The 13,428-nt window shown below is 39.2% G+C and carries 16 protein-coding genes and 3 pseudogenes; 8 read left to right on the forward strand and 11 right to left on the reverse strand.

What is annotated here, in order from left to right:
• Window positions 1-213: 213 nt before the first annotated feature.
• From ACLN19_RS08580 to ACLN19_RS08625, 10 genes and pseudogenes are all read right to left on the reverse strand, one after another.
• A pseudogene (locus ACLN19_RS08580) lies at window positions 214-459 on the reverse strand (HAD hydrolase family protein); the annotation flags it as partial.
• A 101-nt stretch (window positions 460-560) separates the two neighbouring features.
• On the reverse strand, window positions 561-1,421 hold the full coding sequence (locus ACLN19_RS08585; RefSeq protein WP_413385360.1) for a hypothetical protein: 861 nt from the start codon (window positions 1,419-1,421) through the stop codon (window positions 561-563).
• A gap of 66 nt (window positions 1,422-1,487) precedes the next feature.
• Window positions 1,488-2,774: an ABC transporter substrate-binding protein gene (locus ACLN19_RS08590; RefSeq protein WP_413385362.1), complete on the reverse strand. Its 1,287-nt coding sequence runs from the start codon at window positions 2,772-2,774 to the stop codon at window positions 1,488-1,490.
• On the reverse strand, window positions 2,767-3,444 hold the full coding sequence (locus ACLN19_RS08595; RefSeq protein WP_413385364.1) for a response regulator: 678 nt from the start codon (window positions 3,442-3,444) through the stop codon (window positions 2,767-2,769). Before ACLN19_RS08595 ends, ACLN19_RS08590 begins: the two co-directional genes overlap by 8 nt.
• On the reverse strand, window positions 3,422-4,756 hold the full coding sequence (locus tag ACLN19_RS08600; RefSeq protein WP_413385366.1) for a sensor histidine kinase: 1,335 nt from the start codon (window positions 4,754-4,756) through the stop codon (window positions 3,422-3,424). Before ACLN19_RS08600 ends, ACLN19_RS08595 begins: the two co-directional genes overlap by 23 nt.
• Window positions 4,756-5,712, reverse strand: coding sequence for a substrate-binding domain-containing protein (locus tag ACLN19_RS08605; protein ID WP_413385368.1), 957 nt, complete (start codon window positions 5,710-5,712; stop codon window positions 4,756-4,758). The genes ACLN19_RS08600 and ACLN19_RS08605 overlap by 1 nt, the downstream gene beginning before the upstream one ends.
• A 150-nt stretch (window positions 5,713-5,862) precedes the next feature.
• Window positions 5,863-6,153: a DUF202 domain-containing protein gene (locus tag ACLN19_RS08610; RefSeq protein WP_413385371.1), complete on the reverse strand. Its 291-nt coding sequence runs from the start codon at window positions 6,151-6,153 to the stop codon at window positions 5,863-5,865.
• 9 nt (window positions 6,154-6,162) lie between these two features.
• Window positions 6,163-6,999 (reverse strand): PTS system mannose/fructose/sorbose family transporter subunit IID, encoded by an 837-nt coding sequence (locus ACLN19_RS08615; RefSeq protein ID WP_413385373.1) that lies wholly within the window; start codon window positions 6,997-6,999, stop codon window positions 6,163-6,165.
• A gap of 1 nt (window position 7,000) precedes the next feature.
• Window positions 7,001-7,378: pseudogene (locus tag ACLN19_RS08620) on the reverse strand (PTS sugar transporter subunit IIC); the annotation flags it as partial.
• A 4-nt stretch (window positions 7,379-7,382) separates the two neighbouring features.
• Window positions 7,383-8,138: pseudogene (locus tag ACLN19_RS08625) on the reverse strand (dihydroxyacetone kinase subunit DhaK); the annotation flags it as partial.
• A 143-nt stretch (window positions 8,139-8,281) separates the two neighbouring features.
• On the opposite strand from ACLN19_RS08625, the gene dhaS reads away from it, so the two are divergent.
• From dhaS to ACLN19_RS08650, 5 genes are all read left to right on the forward strand, one after another.
• Complete coding sequence (dhaS, locus tag ACLN19_RS08630; protein WP_413385375.1) at window positions 8,282-8,833, forward strand: dihydroxyacetone kinase transcriptional activator DhaS; 552 nt, start codon at window positions 8,282-8,284, stop codon at window positions 8,831-8,833.
• 2 nt (window positions 8,834-8,835) lie between these two features.
• Window positions 8,836-9,825 (forward strand): DhaKLM operon coactivator DhaQ, encoded by a 990-nt coding sequence (dhaQ, locus tag ACLN19_RS08635; protein ID WP_413385377.1) that lies wholly within the window; start codon window positions 8,836-8,838, stop codon window positions 9,823-9,825.
• A 221-nt stretch (window positions 9,826-10,046) separates the two neighbouring features.
• Complete coding sequence (locus ACLN19_RS08640) at window positions 10,047-10,574, forward strand: YbaK/EbsC family protein (protein ID WP_413385379.1); 528 nt, start codon at window positions 10,047-10,049, stop codon at window positions 10,572-10,574.
• The gene (locus ACLN19_RS08645; RefSeq protein ID WP_413385381.1) at window positions 10,574-11,107 is read left to right on the forward strand and encodes a Crp/Fnr family transcriptional regulator; all 534 of its coding nucleotides are present in this window, start codon (window positions 10,574-10,576) and stop codon (window positions 11,105-11,107) included. The genes ACLN19_RS08640 and ACLN19_RS08645 overlap by 1 nt, the downstream gene beginning before the upstream one ends.
• Window positions 11,108-11,173: 66 nt before the next feature.
• Window positions 11,174-11,767 (forward strand): NAD(P)H-dependent oxidoreductase, encoded by a 594-nt coding sequence (locus ACLN19_RS08650; RefSeq protein ID WP_413385384.1) that lies wholly within the window; start codon window positions 11,174-11,176, stop codon window positions 11,765-11,767.
• Window positions 11,768-11,813: 46 nt separating this feature from the next.
• Here ACLN19_RS08650 and ACLN19_RS08655 read toward each other — a convergent pair whose 3' ends face one another.
• Window positions 11,814-12,203 (reverse strand): nuclear transport factor 2 family protein, encoded by a 390-nt coding sequence (locus ACLN19_RS08655; RefSeq protein WP_413385387.1) that lies wholly within the window; start codon window positions 12,201-12,203, stop codon window positions 11,814-11,816.
• Between the two features lie 123 nt (window positions 12,204-12,326).
• Here ACLN19_RS08655 and ACLN19_RS08660 point away from each other — a divergent pair, with 123 nt between their 5' ends.
• The 3 genes from ACLN19_RS08660 to ACLN19_RS08670 all read left to right on the forward strand — a co-directional run bounded on the left by ACLN19_RS08660 (window position 12,327) and on the right by ACLN19_RS08670 (window position 13,328).
• Entirely contained in the window at window positions 12,327-12,674 is a 348-nt protein-coding gene (locus tag ACLN19_RS08660; RefSeq protein WP_413385390.1) for a winged helix-turn-helix transcriptional regulator, read from the forward strand.
• 151 nt (window positions 12,675-12,825) lie between these two features.
• Window positions 12,826-13,047, forward strand: a complete 222-nt coding sequence (locus ACLN19_RS08665; RefSeq protein ID WP_413385392.1) for an MDR/zinc-dependent alcohol dehydrogenase-like family protein — start codon at window positions 12,826-12,828, stop codon at window positions 13,045-13,047.
• Window positions 13,048-13,061: 14 nt separating this feature from the next.
• Complete coding sequence (locus ACLN19_RS08670) at window positions 13,062-13,328, forward strand: zinc-binding dehydrogenase (RefSeq protein WP_413385395.1); 267 nt, start codon at window positions 13,062-13,064, stop codon at window positions 13,326-13,328.
• Window positions 13,329-13,428: the final 100 nt, after the last annotated feature.

Here is a 13,428-nt window from a genome sequence, read left to right on the forward strand (position 1 = left end):
TAGCTTCTAGTGAATTTTTGTTTTTTCACTGTCCACTATAAGGGGAGTATATCAAATAAAGTCATAGACTGACCATTCACTATTGTTTAGGTTTTGCCTGCTTCTAAGTAACAATCCTATACTCATCTTATCAGATTGAAAACGATTTTGCAAGATGAAATGAAGTTCAAATGACGATAAATGCCTGGCATATACATAATATGATTTTCTTGCTACAGACATTTTTTCAAAAGCCTTATAAAGACCATCTTCTTCAATATCATCCATTACCGTATCTGCCATGGAGAGAATCTCCGTTCCGCCATTTCCCATGGCTACACCAATGGCACAGTATTCCAGCATGGGAGTATCAATCTGAATATCATCAAAAGCTATGGTGTCCTCTTGCCTAGCTCCCACATGCTTCAGTAAAACATCGATTGCATGTGCCATATACACATTCTTCACACCCAAATCACCCACGACTTAACAAGACCCCCTACTTTATGACTTTGAGAATGAAAAAAGCAATGAGTACTTTCTATCGTCAGAAATGTCCTCACTACTAATCTAAATAGGTTTCATTTATACCGAAGGTTAGCTTTTTCTTTTTGTTCTTCAATAATGCTTAAAAAGGCATCAAATTCGTGTTTTAGTTGTTTTTCATAGGTCTTGTTGTTAAAGCTTAATTGGTCTAAAAAGATAGGAAAAGACCCTTTTTTATAAAGTTCTCCCTGGAAAAAGAAACGCTCAGTTCGTTTGTCAACAGATACTAGGGAAGAACGCCAACGGCTTTTACGGGTATGTGCGGGTTTCCAAGAAATTTTGAGCTGCTTATTATCATAAAAATACCATCCCATGAGATAAATTTTAGGTGTTTTAGCCTTCTCTTTATCCTGATAGGTACAAGAAACGGAGTAAACGTTGCCCCTATTAGTCTTGATAAAGGGGTGGAAATCACGGATACCTTCATAATCTTTTTTAGCAATTTTGGTGAAATGCTTATCTTTAGACACTTCTTTCTCATCAATGGTATAAGCATAGCGATAAGGATCATAGACAGCTGACACGTGCGGTCTGTGATACTGCTCTTCCATATCTTGAAACAGGTCAATATAACTATAATGCTTTAAAACATTAGCCAATTCAGCTCCTTTTTGAGTCTCATTTTGAGGCACTTCTAGGATATAGCAGGACTCCCAGTATGGACTAGGAACAGCCCCTAAGCCTACCAGAAGAGTCTCAGCGGATAAATGGCTGGCGCTAGCTAGACTATCTGCTTGACCATCAAGCGCTTCTGTATTGACAAATAGAACTTTGTCCTCAGCTTTGAAAGCGATGATATAGTTATCATTGTCTGATGACGTACTTTGTTGGGCTATTGGTATCTCATAAAAAAAGTGGAAAGGCGGTAATTGTAAAAGTTGTCCAAGTGTTTTCATAAGGTTAGTATAACAAAAAAATGATGTTTGAGCTAGAGCACTCGCAACATGAAACTGAGTCAGCCACTATTCGCTCAATTCTTTCTGGATGTGCTGTAAGTTGGTATCTAGACTTTCTTGTCCGATGGCTTTTTGAAGGAGATAGTCTATACGCTCAAACGTTCCTTTTGATAGTTTTTGATTGGCTTCTTCCTTTGCTCCTGTCATGAGATGAGTCAGTGTCTGAGGGGTAATCCCTAGTCCTACTTCTATATCTTCTTGAGCCAGTAAGCTTGCCGTAGTTTGGCTAGCCATGACGTCTTTTAAAACAGACATTCCAGAGGATTCTTTGACGAGCTCTTGCTGGATAGCTTTTGAGCTCGTTAATAAGGTGAGGAGTTCAAAGGCTAGTGACGGGTGCTTGCTTTTTGATGAAATGGCAAATAAGGAGGCTTCGACGCTAGTTGCATTGATAGAAGGCTTAGCTGCTGGCATGGGAATGCAGGTCCAAGAAAACTGCGAATATTTGGCCACGTGATAAGGATAGGGCATATAAGTGCGGTATTGAGCGAGGGACAACGGGTAAAAAGCGACTTTCCCTTGGTCAAAATCTTCCGATGTGACTTGGATTTTTCCCGATAAAGCTTCTAATTTTGCCATAAATGTCAAGGCTGAAGTCATCTCTGGCGTGACAAGATTGATCTGATGTTGCTCATCAAATAAAGAACCACCATAAGCTTTTAGAGCATCTTGCCAATGATAGCCTGTGATACCATACTGGTCGATAAGACCATCGCCATCTGTATCCTTGGTGACTTGCTGACAAATGCGGTAAAAATCCTCCAGTGTCCAATTATCTGTCGGCAGGTCAATGCCTTCCTTATCCAGTAAAGTTTTATTGACCGACATCATCATAGGATTAGCCTCAAAAGGCAGGGCAAAATAAGAGCCTTGATAGTTGCCAAGCGATAGCGCCACAGGGTAAAATGGTTCTGTCAGTTGAGATGACAGCTTATCATCTAATGATTTTAAGGCACCAATGGAATCCAACAAGCTAAAATCATCTTGTGGGACAATAAAGACATCCGGTTGCTTGCCTTGGACGATTTGGTCAGCCAACCAATCACTGTAATCCTCTTTTTGAATCCCACTTTCATAGACGACCTTTACCTTAGGATGCTGCGCTTCAAATTGCTTAATCGCTCTATCTAACACTTGGTTTTTCGTGCGATTAGGCACGTCCCAGCTACTTCCTGCATAGTAGCCAACTCGCAACACCGTCACATGCTGCTCTTGCCACCGATAAATAAAGACTGCAAGACCTAAAAACAGTAAAACAAGTCCTCCAAGACCATAATAATATCGTTTAGTCATAATCCTCAAAATCTTTCATGGTGACACCCGATTGCACCGCCCATATGGCTAATTGTGTACGGTCTCTTAGGTTTAATTTAGCTAAAATAGCTGATAAATAATTGCGAATCGTCCCTTCAGACAAGTATAACTTGGCTGCAATTTCTTTATTAGACAACCCTAAGCCGACTTGTTGGATGATTTTCCACTCGCTTTGGCTCATCTTCTCCATATGCTCTTCTTCAACAGTGACGTGCATATTGCTATGTGCCATTTTAGAAAATAGTTTAAAGACTTTGGTAGCGATATCTGGGTTAATCATAGCTCGCCCACTTTGGACTGTAAGAATAGCTTGGTACAATTCTTCATTCGAACAACCCTTTAACAGATAGCCTGAGGCACCGTATTTGAGCGCCGAAAAGATATACTCATCGTCGTCAAATGTCGTGAGGACAATGATATTGATATGAGGATAGTGCTCCTTGACTAGCTTGGTACATAAGACGCCATCGACCTGTGGCATACGGATATCCATCAAAATCAAATCAACAGGATGTCCTTTTAAAAAGTCCAGTACCTCTTTACCATCAGCTAGCGTCCCTACAATCTCAATATCTGTATGAGCTGACAAGACAATTTTCAACGATTCTCGAATAAGTTCTTGATCATCAACGATTAGTATCTTCATCACTTTCTCCTATTCTTTTGGGTAGATGAATGTTAGTGTAAAAGCCTTGGCGATTTTCAAAAGAAACTTCTCCTCCAACAATAGCTAAACGCTCTCTCATCTGCCATAAACCATAACCATAGTGTAGGGTCTCAAAGCCAACGCCGTCATCTTGTAATTCCAAGAGATAGTCTGTATCGCTTTGTTTCAGGGCAATGCTGATGTGACTGGCATGCCCATGACGTAGTGAGTTGGTTATGGATTCTTGGATAACACGAAATACCAGGTCTTCTTTCATGGTATCCAAATCCACCCCATCCCACTGGTAATCTAATTGAATTTTTAGGTGTGAAACCGCTTGATACTCGGCAATCATCTTTTCAAGAGCTTCTTTAAGACTACCGTCCTCTAAGGCTCCTGGGCGCAATTTATTTAGCGAACCTCTCACATCACGAATACCGTCCCGAACGACAAGAGACATACTTTCTAGCTGCGCTTTGGCTTTTGCGGTATCTAAATCCACTAAAACTTTCACGGCATCAATACCAGCCGAAATCCCTGTCAAAGCATGTCCCAGAGTATCATGAATTTCACGGGCGATGCGCTTACGCTCACGGTCTTCGACGATTTTTTCGGTTAGAGCGACATAGTCATTAAGGTCACTATTGACCTTTGATGCCATAGCTAGCTCTTCTTCAATATGGTTTCTCTCGGTAGTGGCATACATGATATAAAAGAGCAAAGAGATAATAAAAATAACCATATTAAGTGATGATAAGACGTTTTTAGCTACTAAGATAGCAAACTGTACCGTCTGTGGGTAAAATTGGATATAGGCATCTAAGGAAGGTAATTTTAAAAACAAAGAGACAATATCATTGTTAGAAATCAGTAAAATAGCAAAGCTCAACATGACAAATATAAACCAGCTTCGCTTACTGGTAAAGCTATTGATTTCCTTGGAACTGTAGAAAATATCCGAGAATACCAATAAAATAAGACCATTATAAGAAAATTGGGTATAGTAAATGATGACAAAGGTCAGTATAATCTTTAACAAAGACCAACCATCAAAAAGAGACGGTTTTTCTATCCGATAATGGTCGCTATAATACATGACCGCAAGCAATATCAGATAAAGTCCAACAGACATCAAGAAAACACGCTTAGGCGAGTTGGGAATCCAACTCAAGGTCTCTAAAAGAGCATGACTATGCTGATTAGCTATAATATAGCGACTCGCTGATAAATAAAGCTGAGCATTAAAAACAATGGCAATAAAACTAATAATAGATAGAAATAACTTACTATAGTGGATACTTTTTCGTTTAGTCATCATTGCCACCCATTGCGGTCGTATGTTTCGATGGTGTCTTTTGTTATCAGGGTTACGGGGATAGTATAGTGCGCTTTTACGCTTTTGTTTGCCTGTAATCGTTTGATGACCTCAGCTGTTTTAGCGCCAATCTGTAAGGGGGACTGAGCAACGGTCGCAGCTATATCTTGTGTCTCAGCTAAAATCTTTTTCATATCAGGAGAGCCATCTACGCCGTAGATAGAGATAGCTTGTGTGATTTGCTTGTCTTTAATGGCAGCCAAGGCACCGAGCGCACTTTTATCATTCAATGCCATGACAACATCAAAGGAGATACCTTGGTCAATAATCGCAGCGACTTTAGGCATACCCGTCTCTGTCTGGCCACTTGTGTCTTCTCTAGCCACTACGTCATAAGCGTCCTTACCCTTAATCGTATCTAAAAAGCCCTGAATGCGCTCCTTAGCAGAGATAGCTTCTTGGTGTTCTAGCAAAACGATGCGAGCTTTTGGGTACTTTGCCATCATCTGCTTTGCAATGAGTGTGCCTGCCAGGTAATTGTCAGAGACAATCGTCGTATCGCTAAGACTGGCTTTTGCTAATTGAGAATCCACGACAATAATCTTAATCCCCTTTTTCTTAGCTTTTTGTAGGGCTTTTAAGATAGGTTCACTATCACTTTTGACAGGATTGATAACAATCATCTTCACTTTTTGTCGGATAAAGTCGTTGATTTGCTGACTTTGCCTAGTGTCATCAAATTCAGCGTCTCGAACAACCAGACGATAATCCTGTATCGGTAATTGCCGTTTGATTTCTGCATTTAAAGTTTGATAAAAGCTGTTATTCATGGTCATATAAGTTGTCCCTATCTTAACCTTATCTAAATGGTTATCAAGCTGCATGGTTTGACAATAAAGCTGTATCATCCCAATCGCAAATAATGTGATCAACACTAGTGTACGTTTTTTCAGCATGGCTATCTCCCTCACTCCTGAACCAGACCGTTTATAACTATACATTTTTTGTATTTTTGTATATATTGTAGCACTTCCTTTTACCAAAAACAATGCTATAGCATAAAGCTTATGAGAAAAGGTTACTTGCCAAACACAAGTAACCTCTAGCTATGATAAACGATGTAATTTCCTCTCAAAATCATCAATCACCCTTTGAAGATTTAGTCGTCCTTTATAAATACCATATCCAATTAAGACCATACCAAGAACGCTGATAATCCCCATTATCCAAGACAAACGATAACCTATGATATGCTCTTTAGTCAATCCATAGATTAACGCACAGCTGATACTAGCTAAGATAAAGCAAATACGAAACCATCTGGAGAGATTAGCCAACATTCTTTTTTGATAGGCAATTTCTTCTTGATAGCCTTTTATAAGCGTCTCTTGTGTCATATTATCTCCTTAATATTGAAGACCTGGGTTAAAGAATCCTGTAATAACACCGATAAATGCTATGATAACCAATAAAAGCATCACTTTTAGAGGAGACATATTCTTTTTAGCCATCAACCACCAACAAAAGACAATGACTAGAGCTGTCAATAAGCCTGGATAAACACCATCTAATTGGTCTTGTAAGACTAGATAGGCTTTACCACTGGCGTTTTTAAGCTGAAAGGCCGTTTTTACAGGTACCCATGTCGCAGCAACAGCACCAATAACCATACCACCGACGATAGACACTGCTTTACGAATAGCTTGTCCTTGTGCTCCTACAAGAAATTCGACTGCTTTGTCACCTAATTCATAACCTTTAAAGTAAGCAAAGCGCATGCCAAAATAAGCCAGTAAATTCCAAACAACGATGTAGAAGATAGCACCTAGCGGTGAGCCTCCGTTTGAAAGCCCTAGGGCAATCCCTAAAATGATAGGAATCAAAGTCCCTACAATAAGCGAATCCCCGATACCTGCCACAGGCCCCATCAAACCTGCTCGTAAGCCGTTGATAGTCTCATCATCGACACCGTCAGAACCATTGGCACGTGCTTCTTCAAGACCTGCTGTAATACCGACAATCAAACTACCGAGTTGTGGCTCAGTATTGAAAAAGGCAGTATAGGTGTGCATGGAGCGCGCTTGGTCTTCTTTTTTATCATAAAGTTCTTCAACAATTGGAAGCATAGACGCTAAATATCCAAACGTCTGCATATGCTCTTGTGAAAAGCAGGTCAGATTACCATAAAACCAATGGTGAAATGATTTTGATAACGTTTTTTGACTTAATTTTTTATCCGCCATATCAGATATCCTCCTCGTCCTCATCTTCATCATATACATCAGTTGCTGTCGCTAGCACACGTCCATTTTTTGCCATTTGAATTTCATAGAAAAGAACGGCGAAAATCAGTGAGATAACAGCACAAGAGACTAAGTTCAAACCTAGAGAGGCTGCCAAAGTAAAACCGACAAAGAAAGGAATAAAATCAGTCGCTTTTTCAACAATTTGTTTGAGCAATATCGCAATCCCTACACATGGTAAGAGTGATCCTACTGTAAACAAGGTTTTCATAGGGATACCATCAAGCGGGAGCGCTTCTTTCAACATGGAGACAGCATCTGCGCCGAGTTTACACATGATAAGTGTTGGGATAAAAGAAAAGATAAAATGAGAAATCCATATGTTCCCCTTTTTGAATCGTAAAATCGTTTACTAACTTTTCAACTAACTCTTTAGCCAGTATTTTAGAAGGTTGTAATTTTTCTTTTTGATAACCTGGTTCACCATGAATACCGACACCATATTCAAATTCATCCTCTTCAAGAACAAATCCTGGTTTTCCCACTTCAGGGACAGTTGCTCCTGAAAGAGCAAGCCCAATAGTCTTAATATTAGGAACAAGCTTATCCGCTAAAGCTTTGATGTCTGCAAGTGTTTGTCCGCTCTCAGCAGCATGCCCTAAAATCTTATGAACCAGAATAGTTCCTGCAACACCACGACGACCTTGAGTATAGAGACTATTTTCAACCGCAATATCATCATCAACAACGACACTTGCGACATCAATACCCTCCATTTCAGCTAATTCCTGAGCCATTTCAAAATTCATGATATCTCCAGAATAATTCTTGATAATCAAAAATACCCCTGCTCCGTCATCAGCTGCTTTAATAGCCTCTAAAATCTGGTCTGGCGTTGGTGACGTAAAAACCGCACCACAAACCGCAGCACTCAGCATTCCCTTACCAACAAAACCTGCATGAGCTGGTTCATGTCCAGAACCACCCCCAGAAACCAAACCAACGTGACCTCTTTTAGGTGCTTTTTTGACAATAACATCATAGCCATCTAAACGCTTTACGATATCATCATGCATAAAGGTCAACCCTTGAAGCATCTCTTCGACAACCTGTTCTGGCTGATTGATAATTTTTTTCATAGGAAAACTCCTTTATATTTGTTTGCGCTTTCATTTTGTGATATTCTAATCAAAAAAGAAAGGGACAGATTGCCTCTTGTGTCCCTTTCTTTCCTCTAAAAGACATGATACCTTAGACTAAGCAATATAGAAAGGATAAACAAATGACGACTTCCTTGATTACTCAAAAAAAGATTGCTAAAGCGTTTAAACAGTTACTATTAACAAAATCTTTCGATAAAATTTCAGTGGTTGATATTATGCAACAGGCAGGTATTCGTCGTCAAACCTTTTACAACTATTTTTTAGATAAATATGAACTCTTAGATTGGATTTTTGAGACAGAGTTAGAAGAGCAAATCACTGATAACCTAAGCTACATCAATGGTTTCAAACTCTTAGAAGAATTGCTCTACTATATTGAGAAAAATCATACGTTTTATAAGCAACTATTTGACATCAAAGGGCAAAATGATTTTGTTAGCTACTTAGAAGGCTATTTTACTATTTTGCTCACCAAAATCATCACCGAATATCAAGAACAAGTCGGTACATCCTTTTCTGAAAAGGAAAGAGATTTTTTCATTCGCTATCATTCCAGTGCTTGGATAGGGCTCATAAAAGAGGGACTTACGACCCCTCCTTATCACATTCATAGTTACTGGAAACCCATGGTTGCTATTATTCGATGCAGTTTATCTATTTATAGGAGTTAGATATGGTATTTATTAAAAACAAACGAGAAAACATGATGAACGATTATATCACTGGTTATTGCCGTAGCCATCCTGACGTCGTCAAAATCAATGGGCTTCCACTTATCGTCCAAAAATCTCAGAATCCAAACCTTGTTCCCATTATATCTGGAGGCGGTTCTGGTCATGAGCCAGCTCATCTTGGTTTTGTTGGTAAAGGTATGCTGAGCGCCGCTATTTATGGTGAGATATTTACCCCACCAACGGCTGATGAGATTTTAGAGAGTATTCGTACTATTCACAACGGTCAGGGCGTCTTTATCATTGTAAAAAACTTTGAAGCTGACTTGCTGTCTTTCAGACAAGCTATTACATCAGCTAGAGAAGAGGGGATTGATGTCCGATATATCATTTCTCACGATGATATCTCAGTTGATACCAAACATAACTTTCGCATGCGCCATAGAGGTCTAGCAGGCACAATCCTGCTTCATAAAATATTAGGAGCCGCTGCTCTTTCAGGCAATGATTTAGACAGCTTAGAGCAACTCGCCCTATCTCTTGCCCCAGAGATAGCCACAATTGGCTTTGCGACCTCTTCTGCTCACCTACCTGATACTAAGACACCACTATTTGACTTAAAAGAAGGCGAGATATCCTTTGGTATTGGAATTCATGGTGAGGAAGGCTATCGAACGGTCACTTTTTCCTCTTCAGAACAACTAGCTAATGAAATTGTCAATAAACTAAACTTAAAATTTCATTGGAAAGAAGGCGACGAATACATTCTTCTAGTCAATAATCTAGGCAGTATGTCTGAACTTGAACAAGGTATCTTTCTCAATGACCTCTGCCAATTTCTAGAATTAGAAGGTCTAAAACTGGTCTATATCAAGACAGGTCAATTGATGACAAGCCTTGATATGTCTGGTATTTCTGTCACGCTGTGCCACCTTAAAAATCCACTATGGCTAGAGTATTTAAAGCAACCCACAAGTGCACCTGCTTGGTAGGATGATTGTATCAATAGACTCACTATTAAGCGATAAGTATAACTTGGTGGCAAAGTTGAATTCTTTCTATCTATTTGTTACAATAGTAACCAATTGTTTGAAAGATGTTAGAAAGTGTATGAAAACAACGGAAAATATTCAGGTTAATTGTAGTCTTTATATCAATTCCCTTTCTTACAGCCGTGAACCATTTGGATTACTTTAATTTAGGAGGAAATCATATGAATCTTGAGTTTAAACCAGCTTCTGAGAGTAAAGACATCCTGTCAGCTTCAGTCTGGGAGGGCATAGTCACTTTAAACGCTACCCAAGACATCCAAGTCGCAGAAATCAATCCCGAATTTGCAGATGGTGACAGTCTAAACCGCGAATACGGTGTACCTTTTGACCAAGAAGCCAACTGTCTAGTCCTTGAAGGCAAACGTGGAGACGAGACAAAATACGCAGCTCTTTTGATTCCGTATGGCAAAAAAGCCAATACCAATGCTACCGTCAAACGCCCACTAGATGTCAGCAAGGTCGGATTTGCACCCCTGGATTTTGTCTTAGAACAAACTGGTATGGAGTTTGGTGCTATTACCCCAATTGGACTTCCAGAGACTTGGTCTCTCTTGATTGATAGCCAAATCCTAGAACAAGAGAAAATCCTTGTTGGTGGTGGACTTGTACAATCCAAATTATTAGTCCCAACTCAGTTATTAACACAACTTCCTAATGCTCAAGTGATTGAAGGACTGGCGAAAGATTAATGCTGTTCCAAGATTTATTTAAAGAGGGTAGTATCCCATATTATGGAAAAACTTTTGTGAAAAATGAACTGATATTGCAACAGGGAGATATTTCACAAAGGCTTTACGTGATTCGAAAAGGAGCACTGAGGATGGGACATGTAACTCCTGACGGAAAAGATATCTCAACGCAGTTCTTTTTTGAAGGGGATCACATTGCTTCCATCGCTTCGTTTTACGACCAGACACCGAGTGAGTTTTTTATCCAAGCTTTGGAGAAAACAAATGTAATCTACGTGGAAAGGACAGATTTTTTTCATCATTTAGAAAAGAATTCAGATTCTAAGGAATTGCTAATGGAATTTTTGATGAGAAAGATGTTGATCTACAATGATTTATTTTTATCTCGCATTCGTTATTCTCCTGCTGAACGTTACCAGGAATTGGTGTCCATGCATGGCGAACTTTTGGACCGTGTACCAGATCAATACCTTGCCAGTTACTTAGGAATGACACCTGTATCATTTTCACGAATAAAAAATCGACTCTCTTAACAATTGTTAAGGGAGTTTTTTGGAAAACTTGTAAACTAGATTTATCAAATATGAGAGGTCGTTACTATGAGAACAACAATCGTTTACAATCATCCTTATGAAAAATCTTTTAATCATGCAATCTTAGAAACTGTATCAGAAAGGGCTCAGAAGATGGGGCAGGATGTTCAGGTTATTGATTTGGACAAAGAACAGTTTAATCCCGTTATGACGAGTCAAGATCTCCTTGGATTCGTAAAACATGAACAAATCGATCCGCAAGCAAAACAATACGGACAACTCCTTGCTCAATCTGATCATCTAGTTCTCATTTTTCCCATTTGGTGGGAACTGATGCCTGCTATGATGAAGGGCTTTATTGATAAAGTTGTATTTCCAGGAAGTTTCTATGAATACAAATCAGATGGGCTTATGATGGCATCAAAAATGAAGAATCTAAAAACCATCACTATTATCACAACCATGAATACACCCAAAGGTATTTACCGCTTTGTGTTTGGAAATGCTATCCAGAAATCCTTAGTTAGAGGCACCTTTAAAAAGGCCGGTTACAAGAATGTCAAATGGATTAGCCTCAACCAAGTCAAGCAATCTAGCCAAGAAAAGCGACAAAGGATGCTAGAAACTGTTGCCAATAACATTTCCAAGCGATTGGGTTAAGTGGATAATTATGAAAAAACTTACGATATTTCGTAAGTTTTTCATATTACCCCCAAAATGCATCTTCAACGGCTTGTTCAGAGGAGAAAAGCCACACTTCTTGGATTTTGCCGTTTTCCATACGGAAAAGGTCTATTCCATTCATATTCAATTCCTCTCCATCTGGACGTGTTCCCACAAAGGTGACATTGGCTGCCACCAAATCACCATTTTCAGAAACCCAGTTGGTAAGCACTTTGAAAGTACCATTGGTTTTCTCACCAAATGTAGCTAAATGAGCCCCCAGTTTTTCCTTACCAATAACTTCTCCAGATACAGAGTGATTCCCAGGTTGATGCCAGATAATGTCATCTGCCATGGTATTAAATACGGCAGGAAAATCACCAGCAATAAGCCCTTCATTGTAACGATTAAAAATTTCTAGATTGTTAGACATCATATTTCTCCTTTATTTGATTACAAATCTATTGTATAATCAAACTATCAAAACAACAAGTACGTTTTTTAATAAAGGTTAGTAGCAAATATGGTACTATTGGCGTCAAATAAGGAGAAAAAAATGACAAATAAAGTAAGTGAATATGGGATTTGCCCTTTTGCAACAACCCAAAAGGTCTTGACAGGGAAATGGGCTTTGGTCATCCTCTACCAATTAAGCACAGGAACCAAACGTTTCAATGAGTTACAGCGAAACATTCCTGGGGTGACCCAAAGCATCTTGACCCGCCATTTAAGACAATTAGAAAAGGACAAGCTAGTCCACCGCAAAGTTTACCCAGAAGTCCCTCCTAGAGTGGAGTATAGCCTCACGGAAATTGGGCAAAGTTTCCAAGGTGTTTTAGACCAAGTCGAAAAATGGGGACTTGATTATATGGACATCTTAGCAAAGGAAGAAAGACACTCATAATTAGAGACACCAAATTTAGCGAGAAACAAAGCAAAGAATGAATAATTTTGACTATATATAGCCAGAAACTTACTATACCGCCTATGGCTCTATGAACGCTCTCAAGATAAACGAGAGCGATCACATATTAGTTAGGGCAGGTGCTAGTGGAGTGGGAACTGCTTTTGTTAATCTTGTGACAAGTCGATTTCCTAACATTAAGATAACAGCTTCTGTGAGACAGGAGCGTAAAAAAGCAAAGCTACTCGAAATGGGATTTACAGATGTTGTCATCGAGAAAGATGGCCTCTTACAGACTAAAGCCCAATTTGACAAAATTTTTGAACTGGTTGGACCAGCTACCTTAGCCGATTCGATTCTATCCATCATCTAAAAGAGGGTGGCATCGTGTGTTCAACAGGGCAATTAGGTGGACAATGGTATTTGGAAGAATTTGACCCCATTATAGCACTAGGAAAGGGCGTTTATTTAACCAGCTTTTATTCTGGGAATGTTGAACACGGTAAACTCCAAGACCTCTTTGATTATATCAAAAGGCACCAAGTTCAAGTGAAGTCTGCGCGCCTATTTTATTTACATGACATTCAAGAGGCACATCGATACCTTGAAAGCCAAGAAGCTTTTGGAAAAGTTGTTGTTATCACTGATAAATAGAACGTGTCACAAAAAACATGACTCTCTTATGCTAGAGAATCATGTTTTTTTCTACCATTTGTCAAGTATATCAAGCCTTTTTGAAGTTTTTATTTTCAAA

It is taken from the genome of Streptococcus lishijunsis (assembly GCF_047290665.1).
In the GTDB taxonomy this organism is placed as follows: Bacteria; Bacillota; Bacilli; order Lactobacillales; family Streptococcaceae; genus Streptococcus.

Bases quoted from the DNA above. Each gene is read 5' to 3' on its own strand.
- ACLN19_RS08585 (WP_413385360.1), bottom strand. From the start codon at position 1,421: ATGAAAACACTTGGACAACTTTTACAATTACCGCCTTTCCACTTTTTT.
- ACLN19_RS08590 (WP_413385362.1), bottom strand. From the start codon at position 2,774: ATGACTAAACGATATTATTATGGTCTTGGAGGACTTGTTTTACTGTTT.
- ACLN19_RS08600 (WP_413385366.1), bottom strand. From the start codon at position 4,756: ATGACTAAACGAAAAAGTATCCACTATAGTAAGTTATTTCTATCTATT.
- ACLN19_RS08605 (WP_413385368.1), bottom strand. From the start codon at position 5,712: ATGCTGAAAAAACGTACACTAGTGTTGATCACATTATTTGCGATTGGG.
- ACLN19_RS08610 (WP_413385371.1), bottom strand. From the start codon at position 6,153: ATGACACAAGAGACGCTTATAAAAGGCTATCAAGAAGAAATTGCCTAT.
- ACLN19_RS08615 (WP_413385373.1), bottom strand. From the start codon at position 6,999: ATGGCGGATAAAAAATTAAGTCAAAAAACGTTATCAAAATCATTTCAC.
- dhaS (WP_413385375.1), top strand. From the start codon at position 8,282: ATGACGACTTCCTTGATTACTCAAAAAAAGATTGCTAAAGCGTTTAAA.
- dhaQ (WP_413385377.1), top strand. From the start codon at position 8,836: ATGGTATTTATTAAAAACAAACGAGAAAACATGATGAACGATTATATC.
- ACLN19_RS08640 (WP_413385379.1), top strand. From the start codon at position 10,047: ATGAATCTTGAGTTTAAACCAGCTTCTGAGAGTAAAGACATCCTGTCA.
- ACLN19_RS08645 (WP_413385381.1), top strand. From the start codon at position 10,574: ATGCTGTTCCAAGATTTATTTAAAGAGGGTAGTATCCCATATTATGGA.
- ACLN19_RS08650 (WP_413385384.1), top strand. From the start codon at position 11,174: ATGAGAACAACAATCGTTTACAATCATCCTTATGAAAAATCTTTTAAT.
- ACLN19_RS08655 (WP_413385387.1), bottom strand. From the start codon at position 12,203: ATGTCTAACAATCTAGAAATTTTTAATCGTTACAATGAAGGGCTTATT.
- ACLN19_RS08660 (WP_413385390.1), top strand. From the start codon at position 12,327: ATGACAAATAAAGTAAGTGAATATGGGATTTGCCCTTTTGCAACAACC.